The organism is Chitinophaga sp. SYP-B3965 (genome assembly GCF_009647655.1).
Lineage (GTDB): Bacteria > Bacteroidota > Bacteroidia > Chitinophagales > Chitinophagaceae > Chitinophaga.
In genome coordinates this window covers 3,154,287-3,172,985 of record NZ_WJFD01000001.1, presented here as the reverse complement: position 1 = coordinate 3,172,985, position 18,699 = coordinate 3,154,287, and the positions used below count along the sequence as shown (strand labels likewise).

Below are 18,699 nucleotides of genomic sequence, written 5' to 3'. Positions count from 1 at the left end.
GCCGTCAGGCTTTCAGTTCCAGCTTCCGCATGGCCGGAGAGATGATATAAGTGGTGATCACGATCCCCAGGGTCATGCATCCGCCAAATACCACAGAGGTAACGGTGCCCATTATTTTAGCAGCCACCCCGCTCTCAAAGGAACCCAGTTCATTAGAAGAGCCTACAAATATGGAACTTACAGAAGATACCCTGCCCCGCATATCATCCGGGGTTTTCAATTGCAGGATGGTTTGCCGGATGATCACGCTTACCCCGTCCAATAACCCGCTCCCGAACAGAGCTGCCAGGGATAGCACGAAATTCTTAGACAGCCCGAAAATAATGATGCACAGTCCAAACCCGAATACGGAAGCCAGGAGTTTGATGCCTGGTTTGGTAACAATCGGCTTGTAAGCCAGGGTGAAAAGGATCAGGAACGAACCCACGGCAGGTGCTGCCCGCATCATCCCAAAGCCCTGTGGCCCTACATGCAGGATATCGTTGGCGTAGATAGTGATCATGGCCACAGAACCGCCAAATAGTACGGCAAACATATCCAGGGCCATGGCATTCAGTAATACCTTGGTCTTCCACACGAACCGCAGGCCGGAAGTAAGCCGTTGTTTCACGGTTTCGCCAATTTCTTTATAATGGATGGGTTTGGGTGTTATTTGAAGAATGCAGAAGAAGGCCACCAGCACAAAGGCCAGTACCAGTAACATAGACCAGTGGATGCCCAGCCAGGCAATGCAAAGACCTCCCAGTGCAGGGCCTGCTATGGCGCCGATCTGCCAGGCGGAAGTGCTCCAGGTAGTGGCATTGGCATATAATTCCCTGGGAACCAGTACGGAAAGAAGGGTGAAATTGGAGGGGCTGGTAAAGGCCCGTACGATGCCCCCGCAGAATACCAGGAGATAGATCAGGCCCAGGACCATATTTTTAGGCACACCGGCCATCACATAGTCCCAGGTAAGGAAGAACAGGCCGGTTCCTATGAACAGGTAACCGAAAATGCACTTCAGCACCATGCCTCTTTTCTCCTTTTTATCCACAATATTGCCGGCAAAGAGTGCCAGGCAAAAGGCGGGTACGAATTCCGCCAGGCCTATGAGGCCCAGGTTCAGCGGGTCGTTGGTAAGGATGTACACTTTCCACTCAATAATGGCAAACTGCATGGCCAGCGCAAAGATCAGCGCAAAACGGATTACAAGGAAGAACTTGAATTCTCTGAATCGTAACGATGCGTACGGATCGTTTCTGTTAGTTGCGGCGTCGTCCAATCTGATAGTTTTTATGGCTGCTCAAAAGTAAAACATATCACCGATCCCCGCTAATCAACTTTTTATCATTTGTATGGGCGAGATGATTATTTTTAGCTTCTTAAAATTCCAAATCGTATGAAGCTAGTCAGGTTATTATTAATGGGTGCCTTGCTGCCCTTTTCGTCGGGCATTGCACAAACCCAGAAAGTTAAACTCCAGTTGATCACGGACAAAGTACAGTCCCCCGTAACAATGGCTGTTCCGGGAGATGGTACCAACCGCCAGTTCGTTGTTCAGAAAGAAGGTAAAGTATGGGTAATTCAGAATGGCCAGTTACTTCCCACCCCTTTTATTGATGTAAGTTCAGACATGGTGAAGGTAAACCCCGCTTATGACGAGCGCGGCCTGTTGGGCATGGCTTTTCACCCGCAGTATAAGTCTAATGGCAAATTCTACCTGTATTACAGCGCACCGGTGGCCAATGCCGGTAAAGGCCTGAACCACAAGACCGTTATTGCTGAATTCAAAGCAGCTAAATCATCTGATAACACTGCGAGCTTCGACACTAAAAAAGTAGTACTGGAATACAATCAGCCGGAATCCAACCACAATGGCGGAGATATCATGTTCGGCGCTGATGGATACCTTTATATTTCTTCCGGCGACGGTGGCGGCGGTGGAGATAAACATGGCACCATTGGTAATGGCCAGGACCTGGGTACATTGCTGGGGAAAATACTCCGCATTGATGTGAACGGCAGCCCTTACCGCATCCCTAAAGACAATCCTTTTGTGAATAAAGAAGGCGCCCGTGGCGAGATCTGGGCATATGGCCTCCGTAATGCATGGCGTTTTTCATTTGATAAACCTACTGGCAGGTTATTTGCCGGAGATGTAGGGCAGAACAAGTATGAAGAAGTGGATATCATTGTAAGAGGCGGCAACTACGGCTGGCGCATCATAGAAGGCTACCATGATTTCAATGTTCCTGCAGGCGCTGATAAGAAAGGGCTGATAGAACCCATTCATGAATACGACCATGACCTGGGTATCAGTATTGCCGGCGGTTACATCTACCGTGGTAAAGCTATTCCGGCTTTAAGTGGTAAATATGTTTTCGGCGATTACAATGGTAAAACCTGGATATTGTCCCAAAAAGGCAACAAATGGGAGCGTTCAGACCTCGAAATTGAAAATAAACCACAAGGTAACCTACAGTTGCTGAGCTGGGGCCAGGATCAGGCAGGTGAGCTTTACATGCTTGTCACTATTCCCGGAGCTGGTGGTGTAGTTACGCCGGGTGTTTATAAACTCGTAAAGTAAAATTGATCCACGAATTATCTATTACGAATTACGAGTGGTGAATTGAGGCATATTAGTGGTAATTTGTAATTGTTTTACGCATCATATTTGCAACTATTTGGATAGTAATATTTTGTTAAAACACCTTGCAACTCTTATGGGCTGCGTGAATAAGTTTATATTTGGTAGAGAAACACGAACCGAACAACCATTCGAAATTCGTAATTGGTAATTCGTAATTGAATCAGATGAAATTGAAAGTGATAGTACCGATCATGCTGATCAGCATCTCGGCAGGAATATTTGCCTTCGCAAAGATTGGTGGTACAGACGATCCGCCGGGAAGATATGAAGCTATTATGACCCTCGTAGGCCAGATCCTGAAAGAGGGGCATTACCAGCCGAAACCCATAGACGATGCTTTCTCCAAACAGGTATTTAAGAAATACATGCGGAGTTTGGATGGTGAGAAGAAATTCTTCATGAAGAGCGATATTGATGCGCTCAAACCATTGGAAACACATGTGGATGACGAACTGAACGGCGCCCCGCTGGATCTGTTTGCAAAAACGAACGTGATCATCCGCCAAAGGATAACCGAAGCAGCCGCTATCTATCCTGTTATCCTGGATAAACCTTTCGATTTTTCCAATAAGGAAACTATCGTGGTAGATCCGGAAACGATGGACTGGCCTGCAGATGCAGCAGCCCGCACAGAAGCCTGGCGTAAATCACTGAAGTTACGCACACTGGAAAAATATGCGGACCTGATCGAACAGCGCGAAAAAGAAAAGACCGGTAAAACGGATGCAGCGCTGGAAGCAGAAGCCCGCGCCAAAGTGAAAAAAGTATACGATCGTTATTTTGACCGGTTGAAGAACCGCATGAAAGAAGATGATCGTTTCTCCATGTATGTAAATGCCATCACCACTACGATGGACCCCCATACAGATTATATGCCTCCTGTAGAGAAACGTGCTTTCCAGGAGCAGATGGCTGGTAAGTTCTTCGGTATCGGCGCACAGCTGAGAGAAGATGAAGGGCGTATCAAGATCGTGAGCATCGTAACAGGCAGCCCCAGCTGGAAACAAGGGCAACTGAAAGCAGACGATGTGATCCTGAAAGTAGCACAGGGAGACCAGGAACCTGTAGACATCGGCGGTTTTGCCGTGGATGAAGCAGTAACCCTGATCCGTGGTAATAAAGGAACGGAAGTGCGTTTAACGGTGAAGAGTGTAGACGGTACCACCAAAGTGGTTAGCCTGCTGCGTGATGAGATCAAACTGGACGATACTTTTGCCAAGTCTGCCGTTATCACCGGTCAGCATAAGATCGGGTACATTTATCTGCCTGAGTTCTATGCGGACTTCAACGACCGTCAGGGTTCTTTCTCTTATGATGACGTAGCCGAAGAGATCAAAAAACTGAAAGCAGAAAAAGTGGATGGCATCATCCTGGACCTCCGTTTCAATGGTGGCGGTTCCCTGCCAGATGTGATCAAAATGGCCGGCCTGTTCGTTCCGGAAGGAACTATGGTACAGGTACGTTCCCGTGGTGGTGAAACACAACAACAAAAAGATCGCGATAAAAATGTACAGTACGATGGTCCGCTTGCCATTATGGTGAACGAATTCAGCGCTTCTGCTTCTGAGATCATGGCAGCTGCCATGCAGGATTACAAACGTGCGGTGATCATTGGCAGCCCTTCTACTTTTGGTAAGGGCACTGTACAGCGTTTGCTGGAGCTGGACAATTTTGTACGGACAGATATTGGTGGCAGCCTTGGCGCTATCAAACTGACGGTACAGAAGTTCTATCGTGCAGATGGTGGTTCCACACAGTTGAAAGGTGTTGAATCTGATGTTGTATTGCCTTCTCCATATTATGAAGTAGGTGAGCGCAAAGATGAAGATGCCCTGAAATGGGATGTGATCCCTAAGGCAGACTACACTGTATGGCAGGACCCTGTGGATGTGAAAACACTGAAAGCGAACAGCGCTAAACGTGTAGCCAATAACGAAGCATTCAAGATCATCAACGATAACATTGCTACGCTGAAGAAACTGGAAGAGCAGAAAACTTATCCGCTGGACCTGACTTCTTACAAAGCAGATCAGAAGAAGAATGCAGCAGCGCTGAAACGTTATGATGCGGTGAATGATAAAGTGCAGGCCCTGAACATTAACAGCCTGAAAGTAGACCTCACCAAGATGGGTACTGATACCGTGAAGTTAGCGCGTAATAAAGACTGGTTAAAGGCCCGTACGAAAGACGCTTATCTGAGCGAAGCGGTGAATGTGATGAACGACCTGATCCTGCAATCTTATCCGAAGTTGAAGAACAACTACACGGATGCGAAGAATAAGGAGAACTAAACTTATTGAATTATAAAAAAGGGGTAATTGGAATATGTTCCGGTTACCCCTTTTTTAATGCCTTGAATTATAGATCCAATCTGAGGTGATCAGGTAGTACAAGGCCTTTTATTTTCTCCCTCATTCTCGCATTTTGTTTGGCAAAGAGGTCTACGTCCGGGTTTTGTTTTCTCCTTTCCAGGAACAATGCAATCATTTCTTCGGCTGAAGTTGGTTCCATCACCTCCTGGGTTTGATTCTCTTCGACTTTCATACTATGTTGGTTTTTATTTTTCATGAGAATAATTGATTCCTGTTTGTGATCCGGCATATAATCGATCAGTGTTGGTTTGTTATCAGTGCTATCTAATCCACCGTAGAAAGTATAATCCATTTTTAATGTATCATAATGTTTGTTTACATATCCTCTATAGATATTTATTCTTCTATTCGCATTTTTGCAGATATCTGCACAGTTTTTTCTGCAATTAGCACGGCACTTATCAAGAAATTCGGGGCCACTGTCGCTTCCTTCAATCATTATAATAGCATTGCTATGTATTTCAAAGAAAAGCGGAACTGTACTCAGAACAGTATTAAATACCTTATATGTGTCTCCGTTATTTGACAGCTCAATATCTTCTATTATATCTGTTTCGAAATCATAATTCCCAAACCCAAAGTTGAAAAGCTTCTTTCCGTTCAACTCTTCCATAAAAGAATAATCAATCACTTTCAATATATTTCTTTCTCCCTTACTGATGAAAATGTATCTAACCACATCATCCTTTATATTTTGTGCTACATCATATTTTAATTGCTTTGGCTCATAAATACTATCGTAAGTATACATTGTACTTATTTAGGTTAACAAATCTTACCACAAAACTACTTTCTTTCTTTGGGAGCAGGGCCAAAAAACACTAACACTTTATCCGTTTTACAAACACTTTATTACCTGAAACTGATATTACTTTTTATCTATCACAATATCTATCACCTTCTTCGTTTTCTTCACCTTCATCTTCTCCGGTACATTTGCCAGGATCTCTTTCTTAAAGGCCTCTATTACGCCTTGTTTAATGAAATAGCGGTGTGTGACAAGACTGATCTCCCTAACGGGCTCAGGCGTCTTAAAAAAGCGCACCATGTTCATTTGTTTGGCGCTCAGGTCCTGCAAGGATAGTTCCGGCAGGATGGTGTAACCTTCATTGAGCTCTACCATGCGTTTGAGTGTTTCCACACTGCCGGTATTATATTCCAGGTTCCTGAATTCTCCCATGCTGAATTTATCCCGGCAGATATTGAGCACCTGGTTGCGCATGCAGTGGCCTTCATTAAGCAGCCAGATGTCTTTGGTATCCAGGTCTTCCGGCAGGATCACCTTTTTATCGGAGAGCTTGTTGCTTTTGGCGGTGAACACCACAAACGTTTCATAGAACAAAGGATGTTCTTCCAGGTGTGTATTATGCAGCGGGGTGGCCAGGAGGCCGCAATCCAGCTGTTCCTGTTTCAGTAAGGTGATGATCTGTTCTGTAGAGTATTCCCATACTTCCAGTTTCACCTTCGGGTATTTCTTCATGAAAGAAGTGAGCACACGGGGTAGCAGGTATGGCGCCAATGTAGGAATGATGCCTACTTTAAGCGTACCCTGGATCTCTTTCTTCTGATCTGCAATGATCTCCCGGATGCGGGCACTTTCTTTCAGGATCACCCGCCCCTGGGCTATAACGGCCATGCCTATTTCTGTGGGTACTACCGGAAGCTTGCTCCGGTCAAATATCTTCACACCCAGTTCATCTTCCAGTTTCTGGATCTGCATGCTGAGCGTAGGTTGTGTTACAAAACATTTGTCTGCGGCTGTCACAAAACTCCGGTAGGTGTCTACCGCCACTACATATTCGAGTTGTACTGTGGTCATAATGGGGCAAAATTAGGCATTAAAAGGGGATTGGGTGGGGCCGGGTGTGTAAAATGTGATTAAAAAAAGCGGACCGTTTCCGATCCGCTTTCCTTTATGTTGTGTAAGATTTAGAATATCCTGTAACGGTATTTCACTTTTTCTACGTTGATAGTGAGTTCCCGCATATTGATAGAAGACTGGATCTCCTGTACCGCTTCATTTTTCAGCTGGCGGAATTCATTTTGTTTGGCCTCTACGATCGCTCTGTCAGCCAGGGAATTATCCTGTGCCAGGCGGAGAGAATGGTTCACTTTGGTATAATAAGAGTCCAGCAGGCTGAAATACTCATTATAAAGGTTCTCGAAACGTTTAGTTTGCAGAATGAGGTCTTCCAGCTGGTTGTTGGCCTCTTTCAGGTTCATATTATCATTCAGCAAACTTTCATAGTCTATCTTTTTTCCCTTTGTATATTTCTCTTCCAGTTTGGCGAAGTAGTCTATTACTTTTTCTTTCTTGAAATCAATGAAGTAATCGTTCAAAGATTCTGCAATGGTTTTATTACCGCGGGCGGGCAATGGCATTTTGAGCACGTTGGCAGTGAAAGCCAGGTGATCATACATATTGTCCTGCAGCAGAGAAAGCTGGTCCTTATTGAAATTCAACCCAAATTCAAACTTCTGGTTGGCATCATTCAGGGCGGTGTAATAGATCACGTACTTGTTCAGTTCCTTCTCAAATTCCTGGAGCAGTTTATGATTGATAGCCTTATTGCTTTGGCTTACGCTGTGCAGGAAGCCCATCACGGAGCTGGCGATGGCCAGGGGAGGGGTGAGGGAAGTAAAACTTTTAAAGATAGGGCTATTGATAATGGACTTAGTGGATTCTACCAGTTTGGTATTCCGTTCATTCTTATCAGATTTGCCTTTGAGGATGATCTTTTCCACCAGTTCCACTACACGGTCGCTCAGGGAGAACCCTAATTCCTTACTCTCCGGGTTGTTGAGGGAGGTAATGAACACATCCAGGTTACTGGTAGTGGTCCTGGATTTCAGGTCAATGATCTTTTTGTTCAACAAATAGTAGGTTTCGGATGCCTGGATGAGGTTGTTCTTGACCAGGTTGTACTTAGTGATATTGTCGAATTCCCGGCCTCTTGATAATGATTCAATAGCCTGGGAATTCTGTTTATCACTGTCTGCCACCCTTTGAAGATCGTCCAGGATCTTCTTGAGTGTGGTATCCGCCGTTTTAACCTCGGCTTTCTTTTCCGGGTCTACCTGGGCAGATACCTTCAATGTCACTAGTCCTGTCATCAACAATGGCATCATCCATCTAATTAGCTTCAGCATGCTTGAATGTCCTTTTAAATTAAGAAAACCTTAAGAAAATATAATGCCAAAAAATCGCCAAGCCACAAAGATAAGAATTAATTCTACTGCATAAAAGTAAGAATTGTATATAGCTACTTATGCATTAGGAGTATTTTTATACCTTTGCAGCCTAAATCACCCTTGATTCATGCTCAATAATAAAAAGGTAGTGGTAGTGTTGCCAGCTTATAATGCTGCACTCACCCTTGAAAAGACCTATCTCGAAATACCAATGGATGTAGTGGATGAAGTGGTGCTGGTGGATGATGCCAGTAAGGATGACACGGTGGATGTAGGTCGTAAATTAGGCATCCGGCACATTGTACGCCATGATGCCAACAAGGGTTATGGCGGGAACCAAAAATCCTGTTATAATAAGGCATTGGAGCTGGGGGCAGATATCGTGATCATGGTACATCCTGATTATCAGTATACACCAAAGCTTATTCTTGCCATGAGCAGCATCATTGCCAATGATGTATACCCGGCCGTATTCGGTTCGCGTATCCTGGGCAAAGGAGCCCTCAAGGGTGGTATGCCTATGTATAAGTATATCTTTAACCGGATGCTCACCCTTACCCAGAATATCCTGCTGGGCCAGAAATTAAGTGAGTATCATACGGGATATAGGGCATTTTCTGCGGAAGTGCTCCGGAATATCAATTATATGGCGAATAACGATGATTTCGTTTTCGACAATGAAATGGTGTCCCAGGTGTTTATGAAAGGGTATGATATTGCAGAAGTAACTTGTCCTACCAAATATTTTGAAGGTGCTTCCAGCATCAATTTCAAGCGCAGCAGCATATATGGATTAGGTGTATTGCGGGTTTCCGTGCAACACCGCCTGCATAAATGGGGGCTGATCAAGGCAAAAATCTATTAATTTGAGTTTACAGCACCAGGTTGCATTAGCCAGGAAATATATCCGGTACCGCTTTACGGCAGGTAACCGGCATGGTTTGCATTCTCCGTTCGCTTATGCGTTACTGGATGAAGTGCTTTATGACCGCAAACCCCGTCCTGAATATGCGTCTATTGAAGCGCTGCGGCGGCAATTACTGCAAAGCCAGGATGTGATCGAGGTAACAGACCTGGGGGCCGGTTCCTTAATGGGCGCTACCAATACCCGCAAGATCAGGGATATTGTACGGCATGCTGCTAAACCGCCCAAATTCGGGCAATTGTTTCACAGGTTGGTTAAACGCTTTAATGCGGTTACCGTGCTGGAACTGGGTACCTCTATGGGCCTTTCTACCGCTTATATGGCCACTGCAGGGGCAAAGGTGCATACAATAGAAGGCTGCCCCAATATTGCAGCCCGCGCTGCTAAGAACTTCGAAACCTTAGGTTTAAAGAACATTCAGCAGCATATCGGGAATTTTGATACCGTATTGCCTCAGTTATTGAACGAAATCCCTCCGCCAGACTTAATATACATTGACGGCAATCACCGGGAAGACCCCACTGTACAATACTACCTGGAGTGTATCAAAAAAGTAAAACCTTCCGCCGTACTGATCTTTGATGATGTACATTGGACGGATGGGATGGAACGTGCCTGGGAAACTATCAAAGGGCATCCTGCTACTACCTTATCTATTGATCTCTTCTTTATTGGCCTTATTTTTCTGCGGGAAGGGTTTAAGGAAAAACAGCATTTTACGTTGAAGTTTTAAAAGGGATTCTTTATTTTAGGTCTCCTATTAACAGTTAACTCATTATACCATGAAAAAGATCCTATCCCTTTTCTTGTGTTGTTTCCTTTTTTGCAACACAAATGCCCAGACTCTTACACCGGTAACAACTCAGCAAATAACCGTGCAGGAAGGACCTACCGATTATATAGGAATGATTGGCAGGGGAAGTTATGTTACCGGCGGCTGGGTTTCCAGTTCTCTTCCTGACGCTTATACTTTAACCTATTTCAAGCGGGACTTTGCTATTGGTGGATGGAGGAAGGCCGATGGCGTATGGGGAGGGGCAGCGTTCTTCATCAATTCCGATAACGGAAATGTGCTGATCGGCAAAATCACACAAGCCAATGCCACCTATAAATTAGATGTTGCCGGAAAGATCAGGGCGGATAAAGTGGTAGTGAACACAACAGGAGCCGACTTTGTATTTGATTCCACATACAGCCTGATGTCTTTGCCTGCATTGGGAAAGTACGTAAAAGAACATCGTCACTTACCCGGTATTCAACCAGCCACAACAATGCAGCAGGAAGGACTGGATGTAGGAGATAACCAAACTAAACTGTTGCAGAAAATAGAAGAGCTCACGCTTTATATCATCGATCTGAATAAAAAAGTAGAGGAGCAGGAAAAGAAGATCAATGCACTGGAAAAAAAGAAATAAAAAAACTCCGGCCCTTACAGACCGGAGCTTTATACGCGATGCTTCTCAATTCCTTCGCTGGGATTATCCAGAGCAGGTACAAAAGGTGTAATCTCAGGCTTTGAGGCCACCCTCTAATAAGAAGCTGCGTAATTATTTCAATTTAGCCTGTTCCTTCTTCACCATTTCCAGGTGATTCCTCAATTCCGGAAGGGTTTTGGAAAACCATGCTTTTAATTCTTCGTCCTTTACATCTTTAGATGCATCTTCAAATAACCTGATGGCTTTTTCATGTTTGTCCGACAACTCTTCTACAAAAGCTTTGTCAAAATCATTACCACTTTTTTCCAGTAACCTGTTGATATCATCCACTTTACCCTGAGCAATCACAGTAGGTACTGTAATGCTTTTCTTAGCAGCTAATTCCATCAGTTGTTTATTGGCCTTTTCATGTGCCTGCTGCATATGAGCTGCCAGTTTTTTTACACCTGCATTAGCTGTTTTGGTCTGTGCATCAGCGCTTAACCTCACTTCGTACATGCCGTCTTCCGCTGCTTTTGTTACAAACCCCGCATCATCCCGGAGGGAATCATCGGAGAATTTATCCTTGTTCAGGTCCTGTGCCATACCCTTTGTCATACCGGTATCCACTGCTGTTATGTCTTCATTCCCTACTGTAGATGTATCATCCGTTGTTTTGGTGGTACCGCTGTTACATGCCATCACGCCGCCAATTGCCAGCGGTAATAAGTATTGCTTGATCTGTTTCATTTGTTTAGGTTTTTCTGTTCATGGATAGTATTGAAAAGATTGTGCCATTGCTATAAATGCCTATTAAACAGCTTTTTATGAAGCAGCGTTGTGGAATTGAGTGCCCGAACTGAGCGAATAGTATACACGAATTAATAAAATTCCATATATTTATTACAGAAAAACCTATATCCTATGAAATCCTGGTTACTGTTAGCCGTGTTGCTAATAGCGCAAACCGTTCAGGCCCAGAAGAATAATACAAGATCTTTTTCTGAAAAGCTGGAAACCGCACAATGGATGCGGGAGTACGACAGCATTGCCTGGCGCATGTCTGAACTGGTCACCGAAGCTACTTATGAGGAATTGGCCCGCATTGGAAGGGAATGGTTCTGCTATAAAGCAGAAGACAGCCTGTGGAACGGTGTGTATGGTAAATTCAAAGATGGTAAATATGACCAGGTACTGCATTACCGCTTAAATACAAATGATACGATAGATGTGGTGTCTGATCCCATAGATTCTGTGATGCTGGTAGCCGTTTCACGGGCTATTAGTGTAGCCTACCGGGAAGCGGGTGTGATCCTGGGCAAATCATATGTGAAGATGAATAAGTTCATCCGGTATCACCCTGATAAAACAATCACCATCTGGTTGCTGCCTGCACTCCAGCCCAGCGATGTGGCCATGTATGGCGGAGAGTTCTATTATCACTTTGATGAAAGTGGATTAAAGGTCCTGGAAAGAGAAGAATACTATAAAGGCAGCTTCAAAGGTTTCAAAATAGGGAAGACGAGGGAAGTGCGGTTGAATTATGAAGATACAGACGAACCCACACAGGGCGCCGTTTATTTTGCACTGCAATACCAGCGCAGTTTTTCTGAGATACACATTGATACGAGGGCCAGTACAAGCCTGATGGCCTTCAGCCAGGAGAAAGGATACTATTGGCTCCATGCAGGTAAATCAAAACCTAATCCGTAATTTAATAGCATGAAATACGCGCTTTTATTCCTTTTATGCACACTGCCTTTCCTGGGATACAGTCAGGCGGCTTTTGAAGCCCGTACGTTTGTACGTGGCAGTGATACTTTGCCTTATCGTATTTTGATGCCCGTGGATTATAAACCCGGTACGGAATATCCGCTGATCTTAGTGATGCATGGTGCCGGAGAAAGAGGGAATGATAATATTTCGCAGCTTAAACATGGCAGTAAATTATTCCTGAATGATTCATTGCGTAAAGAATATCCAGCCATTGTAGTGTTTCCGCAATGCGCAAAGAACAGCAGCTGGGCAGTGATGCAATTTAATAAAGATAGTGTGGGTTGGGGAGGTGTGAAATTCATTGCAGATACCATACCTACAGTGCCTGCCGGATTGCTGCACCAGTTAATGGATAGCCTGCTGCATTCCGGTAGTGTGGACTACAGGAGAATATATGTGGGCGGATTATCTATGGGGGGCATTGGTACATTTGATATGCTGGCCCGTTATCCGAACCGCTTTGCTGCAGCATTTCCTATCTGCGGCGCAGGTAATGAAGAATATGCCACCCGTTTTGCAGATGGTACTGCAGTGTGGATCTTTCATGGCGCAGAGGATAAAACAGTACCCACAAAATTCTCTCAGGATTATTATAAGAGATTAAAAATGGCAGGATGCAGGGTGCTGTATACAGAGTATCCCGGCGTAGGGCACAATAGCTGGGATAATGCCTTTGCAGAACCGGACCTGTTATCCTGGATGTTTTCTTTTAAACGGAAATAGTAAAAAGGCCCTTAGTTAAAGGGCCTTTAATCTTCTGTTAATTCCTCTCAACGTTTCCAGGTGAGAAGTTTCAATGGTTCCATCTCTGAATAAACATACATCCATCGTTACCACGCCACCTGCCAGGTTACATTTCCGGATGTAGTCTGCCATAAATCCCGGATTATAACGTAAACCCGGTGAACACCAGTCATTGCCCAGGTAAGATAAGATATGCCACTGTACACCATCCCGCCATCTGGATAAAGGAACTTCGCCGAATTTATTCTGTTCTCCTGTTGTGTAATCATCATCCGGTGTGGAAGAATTGGAAGACGTCATTTTAGGATTGTTCAATGCAATGATCCTTTTGCTGTTTCCCGCACGAAGAGCTTTGGCCATGATCGCCCATTTTTCTTTATTGTAGCCGATGTAATCATAACAACCATCTACCCACCAACCAGCTACTTTCCCTTTATATCTTTCGCCATATTCTGCTACCACATCCGCCCAATGTTGCACATATTGTGTGGATACTTTTTCTGTATAACCCATGGCCTTTGCAGCTTTCTCATCATCACGGGGGCCATCTCCCGTCCAATACAGCATCAGTTTAATGCCGCGTTTATGGAGGGATGTGTAAAGGTCTTCCACAAGGTCTCTTTTAGAACAGGCCTCTCCGGGTTTATAGCCGGTTATCTTATCATACGTTTTATTGGGTGCTATCAGATGGCGGGTGCGTTGCTGCATGGTGAATATAACATACGCAGCACCGGTGGACTTTATCTGTTCTGCAAATTTTTCTGTATCAAATTCATTCACACATTTATTCCAGTCTGTACTGTCTCCATCCATAGTCGTAATGCGCTGGCCTGCGCATTGCACTTTATGGAGGTAATGCACAAAAACACCCCAGCCTGCTTTTTGAAACCAATCTGTATTGCCTGCCCTTTCAGGAGGAATACGGCTCTGTGCGTATCCCTGTGTGCTGATGAGTAAGAATAATAATATCGTTCGTATCATGAAATTGAATTATTGCCCCAGCGCAAACCATTGCTGGCTGTTGGCAGGGATGGTTACTTTTAGATTGAGCTTTGTTCCTTTTAAGGATACCTTTTTTGTAATGCCATTCTCTCCCGTCATACTTGCCTGATCTTTCAAGCCGGTATAGTAAAGGTCTACTTCAATGTTCCGGGTGATAGGTTCCGTTAAAGGATTATAGAGCATAATAAGGCCCTTATCTTTTCCTTGCGGGTCTATGTGCAGGATACCATCATAATCTCTTCCATCCGGGCGGCGGAGGTGGATAATATCTCCATCCAGTACACGCCTGTACTTCTTGTAAAAGTCTACCCATTTCTTCACCAGCACTTTTGTTTCAGGTGCATCGTATAACCGTGGCCCGCGATAACAGGCTTGTACACCTGCACCGAAGAGGTTGGCCAGGCGTTGCTCATAATGGGGGAGATGTTCTTTCAGCGGTTCAATGGTAGCTGCGGGGCCGCCACCGTGGTATTGTACGAGCGGCACAAACATCCAGCCCATGGAAGGTGTTTTTTCCCAGGTGCCGTCATAGATATTCTGGCGTTCAATGATCTCCTGTTGTTCCCTTGGGAGGGACCAGTTGGTTTCTCTATATCCCATCGCTACTTTGGTGCCGCCACTTAAGAAATACCAGTCGGGAATGTTGAGGTAGATACCTTTTCCCCTGCACCATTGATAAAATTGCTGAATGGTCCTGTATTGCTTCCACCGGGAATCTTCAAGACCCCTGTGCCCCGGATGTGTAGTGGATGCACAAACATCGCCCGGATAAGAACCATCATGTTCCAGCAGGTCCTGCCCGGTAGCTTCATAAAAGTTGTAGAGCTTTTTAAAATAGTTTTGCCCCCATTCACTTTGCAGGCAGGGAGAATTACCGAATGCCGGTTTCATACCTTCCGGCATCACCACATCGTTTTCTTTATTGATAGAACGACTGGCCAGCAGCGAATATCCACCCAGCGCCACACCTTTGGATGCGGCATATTGCTTCAGCTGCTTCATGCGTTGCAGGTTCTGCTGTGTGGTGTCTTCAAGATTGAAACCACTGCCAAAGGTCATGATCACCATTTCAAATCCTACTGCCGCAGATTGATCGATAGCGCTTTTTACAGGTTCGTCTGCTGCACTGCTAACATGCATGATGATGGGGTTCTCTGTTATCCATGGTGCAATAGTGCGGTACAATTTCTTCTGGCTGAGGCCTCTTCTTTCCCGGTCGTAACTATCAAAGATCAACTCCCAGATGCGCGGGCTTTCAGTAGATGCACCTGCTGCCACTTCCTGCCCCATGCCTGTTTTAGGCATACATACCAATACGGTGGGTGTTTTTAAATTGTAGTTCACCTGTGTGATGTAAGAAGGATCCGTTTGCCAGTCGATGCAGGCATTTTGCGCAGCGTTGCTGGACATAGAGCCGAAAGCGAAATCACTCTCTGCCAGGATCGGCGGCATCTCCCAGCGTTGTTTATGTTCCACCGCACTTTCTGCTTCTATCACTGCCAGGTGTTCACTTTTAATATTATTAATGATGATCTGTTCTTTGCTGTTATTTTCCACACTCACCCATTTGCTGAGCAGGGGAATGCCGTCATATATTTCGTAATGCACTTTGACGGTTAAACCTGCAAGGAACTGAAGGTCCTGCTGTACGGCTTCCGGAGCACCTAATAACAACACCGCTTCAATTTTACTGCGACCTCTTGCACCAGCTTCTCCACGTTCTGATCTGCCACCCTGTGCATCCGTTTTGCCGATCCTTACATGTGTAGGCATGGCAGTAATGGGTAATTCCGTGAGGGTGGTATAGGTTTTCCCATCTTCAGAAATGCTGCAGGCCATCTTTCCTGAAAGGAATATTATGCGAAGGAAATAAGACTTCCCCGGATCATATCCTTCAAAGTTTGCGCTCTTGTTATCATGGAATACACGGAATCGTTTTGCACCGGGGGCCAGATGAAATTTGGATGATTGCCCATCCGGGAATTGCAATGCAATGCCTGCACCATAACCATTGCTTTCATCCGTTCCGCTATTCAGTTTACAAATGATCACCTGTGTTTCCGGAGATAAAGCCTGTTCCGCAAATATCACGGAGTTGGCGGGTGTGAGCATTTCGCCTGCTTTGCCTTCATTGTTGAAGGAGGCATTCTGTGAAGCAGCTCCTTTTATGATATCCCATTTAGGAGAAAGACCCAGGAAATTATCAGAGAACAATACTTTCCTGTTCACATCTGAAGCCAGCAGGTTTTGAGAATTCTTCACAATAGCTGCATCTGCCTTATAAGTAAAAGTTACTTCCAAACCTTTAGGTGGCCAGGGCAATTGCTGTGGCGCCCATGCCGTACGGCGGTTCCATTCAAATCTTGCTTTGATGGGAGCAGTGATATAGGAAGTGAGTTTCAGGCTTAAAGGATCTGCTTTCATTTCAGGGATCCACTTCGGTAATAAATAATTCCCGATAGGCTGGCCGGTTAAACCACCTGCTTTGATCTCATGCCCGTTGATCCATAACACTGCTTCCGGCGAAACTGCACGCACCAGTGCTTCATTGGTTACAAGATTATCCAGGCCTATGGTAGCGCCGTTAGGATCCAAAGCAAAGGTGCGTGTGATAAGCCCGTTACTGAGGGCCATATATCCTTCCGGTGTTTTGTAAATGGCAGATTTGCGGGCAGTGGTAGCCAGCAGCCAGTCTTCCTTGCTTTGCAAGGCGGCTTTGTCGTATAACGGAAGACCCGCTACGTTGATAGATTGTGCTTTTACTGTAGCTGCTGTTACCAGCAATAGGAACGTGGTTCTGATTTTCACATGTATAAATTTAAAAAGAGTAGCATCCCTGGGTTAAGAAACAATGCCGGCCTGGATTAGTTCAAAAGCCAGGCCGGCGGATTGCTTAATGTAATGTTGGATCAAAATCCCCGCCCCAATCTTTATTCTGTTTGAGGTTCGGGTTCTGATTAATGTTTGATAATTGAATAGGGAAGAAGTAATACTTATCCGGCATCACCATTTGTTTCGGACCGTTTGTGATCAGTTCCACCACTTCATAGGTGAAGTCCTGCGGCTGCAGTTCAAAACGATTGGCTTTGCCAACTTCCGTAGCCGTAACCTGGTCGTAGGTAAGACCATTTACTTTAGTGGCCATGATACCGTATTTGCGCGCACCATTCAGTACATTCAACATGCGGTGACGGCGAAGGTCCCAGAAACGTTGTCCTTCAAACATGAATTCAACACGTTTTTCATCCAGGATGGCCTGGCGCATTTCAACACGCGTCATGCCTGTTTTTAATCCATACATGCCATCACCTCCTATTTCAATACCGGCGCGTTTCCGGATGTCTTTCAGTACCTGTAATGCTTCAGCTGGTTTGCCTGTTTCGTTGGCGGCTTCTGCATAGTTGAATAAAACTTCTGCATACCTCATCTCCGGCCAGTCTACATCATTCAGTGTTACCTGTGTGGAAGGCAATTCTTCCATAATACCTTTCCGGGTATATAAACCGGTACGGTAATGGTTCTCGCCCTGCACACTGAGGCCAAAAGCATCCATTGATTTGGCGATGGCAGACATGGTATATTGACGGCGGCCTTTGATACCGCTTAATTCATATATACTGCCGTTCCATACCATGGTAGCATCAAAACGAGGGTCCCTGTTCTGCCAGAATGTTTGCACATTGTAAGCATAGGCAGAAGCCGGATCGCCTGGTTTCCTGCCATCCTTCATGGTGAAAGCTTCCGCCATTCCCCAGGTGGGCTGATCGTAGCCAGTTGCATTTTTAGATTCAGACAAAGGGCGCACACCATCTTCTCCGCGGCCATTTGTTTTTGCAGGATTCACATATATGACAGATAAGATATTTTCTTTGTGCCCTTTTGTTTCAAAGAGTTTGGAAAAATCATCCAGCAGGCCATAGCCATTCACATCCAGGAAATCCTTGGCTGCTTTGTTGGCAGTATAGGCAGTTGCCCAGTTGGCATTATCATATGGATTAGCAGGGTTGAATTGTGGCGATGCTTTATAGAGCAATACTTTTCCTTTTAGTGCTAATACGCAGGCCTGGTCAATCTTGCCACGGTCATTACCTGTGTATTTAGGAGGTACTAATGCAGCAGCTTCATCCAGATCTTTAAGAATAAAGTCAAAACATTCTGCGGTAGTATTCCGTGTCACCTTCAGGTCATCTGTTAATTCCTGTGGTACCTGGATGATAGGTACGCCACCGTAATAGTAAACCATTTTAAAATACAGGTAGGCCCGCAGAAATTTTGCCTGTCCTATCATTGGATCTTTTATTTCCGCAGCCAGTTTCCCGGCGGGGAGTTCCTTCAACAGGATGTTCGCTTTCCTGACAGCCACATAAGGCCAGAATTTCATAACATCATTATCCGTGGTGATCCATCCATCACCCAGGATGCCACCGCCTTCATCTGCAGTGCCGGCCAGGGAATAGGGCCATCCACTTGTGAAAGTGCTGGCATACACATTACTCAGGAATGCGGCGGATGTGAGAGGATCATCAAATGTTCCGGCAGCCGGATAATTCCCCAGGTCCTCTACTTTATCTATTACCTTACCGCAGGCGGAAAGCAGGATAAATAAAAACAGGTAACTGATATATTGTATCGTTTTCATTATCG

The 18,699-nt window shown here is 45.1% G+C and carries 15 protein-coding genes and 1 riboswitch; of the genes, 7 read left to right on the top strand and 8 right to left on the bottom strand.

The features are described 5' to 3' along the window. Nucleotides 1–4: 4 nt before the first annotated feature. Nucleotides 5–1,261 (bottom strand): MFS transporter, encoded by a 1,257-nt coding sequence (locus GFS24_RS12530; protein WP_153659897.1) that lies wholly within the window; start codon nucleotides 1,259–1,261, stop codon nucleotides 5–7. A 117-nt stretch (nucleotides 1,262–1,378) separates the two neighbouring features. Between GFS24_RS12530 and GFS24_RS12525 the strand changes: the two genes are divergently transcribed. Beyond that, on the top strand, nucleotides 1,379–2,566 hold the full coding sequence (locus tag GFS24_RS12525; RefSeq protein ID WP_153659896.1) for a sorbosone dehydrogenase family protein: 1,188 nt from the start codon (nucleotides 1,379–1,381) through the stop codon (nucleotides 2,564–2,566). A 227-nt stretch (nucleotides 2,567–2,793) separates the two neighbouring features. After that, nucleotides 2,794–4,920, top strand: coding sequence for a carboxy terminal-processing peptidase (locus tag GFS24_RS12520; RefSeq protein WP_153659895.1), 2,127 nt, complete (start codon nucleotides 2,794–2,796; stop codon nucleotides 4,918–4,920). A gap of 67 nt (nucleotides 4,921–4,987) precedes the next feature. Here the strand turns inward: GFS24_RS12520 and GFS24_RS12515 are convergent, their stop codons facing one another. From GFS24_RS12515 to GFS24_RS12505, 3 genes are all read right to left on the bottom strand, one after another. After that, the gene (locus GFS24_RS12515) at nucleotides 4,988–5,752 is read right to left on the bottom strand and encodes a hypothetical protein (RefSeq protein ID WP_153659894.1); all 765 of its coding nucleotides are present in this window, start codon (nucleotides 5,750–5,752) and stop codon (nucleotides 4,988–4,990) included. Nucleotides 5,753–5,869: 117 nt separating this feature from the next. Continuing rightward, nucleotides 5,870–6,820: a hydrogen peroxide-inducible genes activator gene (locus tag GFS24_RS12510; RefSeq protein WP_153659893.1), complete on the bottom strand. Its 951-nt coding sequence runs from the start codon at nucleotides 6,818–6,820 to the stop codon at nucleotides 5,870–5,872. 110 nt (nucleotides 6,821–6,930) lie between these two features. Beyond that, entirely contained in the window at nucleotides 6,931–8,151 is a 1,221-nt protein-coding gene (locus GFS24_RS12505; RefSeq protein WP_153659892.1) for a hypothetical protein, read from the bottom strand. Nucleotides 8,152–8,320: 169 nt separating this feature from the next. On the opposite strand from GFS24_RS12505, the gene GFS24_RS12500 reads away from it, so the two are divergent. The 3 genes from GFS24_RS12500 to GFS24_RS12490 are packed head-to-tail and all read left to right on the top strand — an operon-like array spanning nucleotide 8,321 to nucleotide 10,533. Next, nucleotides 8,321–9,058: a glycosyltransferase family 2 protein gene (locus tag GFS24_RS12500; protein WP_153659891.1), complete on the top strand. Its 738-nt coding sequence runs from the start codon at nucleotides 8,321–8,323 to the stop codon at nucleotides 9,056–9,058. A 1-nt stretch (nucleotide 9,059) separates the two neighbouring features. Continuing rightward, a complete protein-coding gene (locus GFS24_RS12495; RefSeq protein ID WP_153659890.1) occupies nucleotides 9,060–9,851 on the top strand; it encodes an O-methyltransferase in 792 nt (263 codons plus the stop codon). A gap of 49 nt (nucleotides 9,852–9,900) precedes the next feature. After that, nucleotides 9,901–10,533, top strand: coding sequence for a TMF family protein (locus GFS24_RS12490; protein WP_153659889.1), 633 nt, complete (start codon nucleotides 9,901–9,903; stop codon nucleotides 10,531–10,533). Between the two features lie 31 nt (nucleotides 10,534–10,564). Beyond that, nucleotides 10,565–10,657: riboswitch (TPP riboswitch) on the bottom strand. Nucleotides 10,658–10,665: 8 nt separating this feature from the next. On the opposite strand, the gene GFS24_RS12485 is transcribed toward GFS24_RS12490, so the two are convergent. Further along, nucleotides 10,666–11,283 (bottom strand): DUF4142 domain-containing protein, encoded by a 618-nt coding sequence (locus tag GFS24_RS12485; protein ID WP_153659888.1) that lies wholly within the window; start codon nucleotides 11,281–11,283, stop codon nucleotides 10,666–10,668. Nucleotides 11,284–11,457: 174 nt separating this feature from the next. Here GFS24_RS12485 and GFS24_RS12480 point away from each other — a divergent pair, with 174 nt between their 5' ends. Together GFS24_RS12480 and GFS24_RS12475 are read left to right on the top strand one after the other, a co-directional pair. Further along, nucleotides 11,458–12,246: a hypothetical protein gene (locus GFS24_RS12480; protein ID WP_153659887.1), complete on the top strand. Its 789-nt coding sequence runs from the start codon at nucleotides 11,458–11,460 to the stop codon at nucleotides 12,244–12,246. A 9-nt stretch (nucleotides 12,247–12,255) separates the two neighbouring features. Then, nucleotides 12,256–13,032: an alpha/beta hydrolase-fold protein gene (locus tag GFS24_RS12475; protein WP_153659886.1), complete on the top strand. Its 777-nt coding sequence runs from the start codon at nucleotides 12,256–12,258 to the stop codon at nucleotides 13,030–13,032. A gap of 15 nt (nucleotides 13,033–13,047) precedes the next feature. Here GFS24_RS12475 and GFS24_RS12470 read toward each other — a convergent pair whose 3' ends face one another. The 3 genes from GFS24_RS12470 to GFS24_RS12460 form a co-directional block, all read right to left on the bottom strand. Beyond that, nucleotides 13,048–14,034: an alpha-L-fucosidase gene (locus GFS24_RS12470; RefSeq protein ID WP_153659885.1), complete on the bottom strand. Its 987-nt coding sequence runs from the start codon at nucleotides 14,032–14,034 to the stop codon at nucleotides 13,048–13,050. Between the two features lie 9 nt (nucleotides 14,035–14,043). After that, complete coding sequence (locus GFS24_RS12465) at nucleotides 14,044–16,863, bottom strand: hypothetical protein (protein ID WP_153659884.1); 2,820 nt, start codon at nucleotides 16,861–16,863, stop codon at nucleotides 14,044–14,046. 85 nt (nucleotides 16,864–16,948) lie between these two features. After that, entirely contained in the window at nucleotides 16,949–18,694 is a 1,746-nt protein-coding gene (locus GFS24_RS12460; protein WP_153659883.1) for a RagB/SusD family nutrient uptake outer membrane protein, read from the bottom strand. Nucleotides 18,695–18,699 lie beyond the last annotated feature (5 nt).

Bases quoted from the DNA above. Each gene is read 5' to 3' on its own strand.
- GFS24_RS12525 (WP_153659896.1), top strand. From the start codon at position 1,379: ATGAAGCTAGTCAGGTTATTATTAATGGGTGCCTTGCTGCCCTTTTCG.
- GFS24_RS12510 (WP_153659893.1), bottom strand. From the start codon at position 6,820: ATGACCACAGTACAACTCGAATATGTAGTGGCGGTAGACACCTACCGG.
- GFS24_RS12480 (WP_153659887.1), top strand. From the start codon at position 11,458: ATGAAATCCTGGTTACTGTTAGCCGTGTTGCTAATAGCGCAAACCGTT.
- GFS24_RS12470 (WP_153659885.1), bottom strand. From the start codon at position 14,034: ATGATACGAACGATATTATTATTCTTACTCATCAGCACACAGGGATAC.
- GFS24_RS12515 (WP_153659894.1), bottom strand. From the start codon at position 5,752: ATGTATACTTACGATAGTATTTATGAGCCAAAGCAATTAAAATATGAT.
- GFS24_RS12475 (WP_153659886.1), top strand. From the start codon at position 12,256: ATGAAATACGCGCTTTTATTCCTTTTATGCACACTGCCTTTCCTGGGA.
- GFS24_RS12490 (WP_153659889.1), top strand. From the start codon at position 9,901: ATGAAAAAGATCCTATCCCTTTTCTTGTGTTGTTTCCTTTTTTGCAAC.
- GFS24_RS12460 (WP_153659883.1), bottom strand. From the start codon at position 18,694: ATGAAAACGATACAATATATCAGTTACCTGTTTTTATTTATCCTGCTT.
- GFS24_RS12485 (WP_153659888.1), bottom strand. From the start codon at position 11,283: ATGAAACAGATCAAGCAATACTTATTACCGCTGGCAATTGGCGGCGTG.
- GFS24_RS12505 (WP_153659892.1), bottom strand. From the start codon at position 8,151: ATGCTGAAGCTAATTAGATGGATGATGCCATTGTTGATGACAGGACTA.
- GFS24_RS12500 (WP_153659891.1), top strand. From the start codon at position 8,321: ATGCTCAATAATAAAAAGGTAGTGGTAGTGTTGCCAGCTTATAATGCT.
- GFS24_RS12520 (WP_153659895.1), top strand. From the start codon at position 2,794: ATGAAATTGAAAGTGATAGTACCGATCATGCTGATCAGCATCTCGGCA.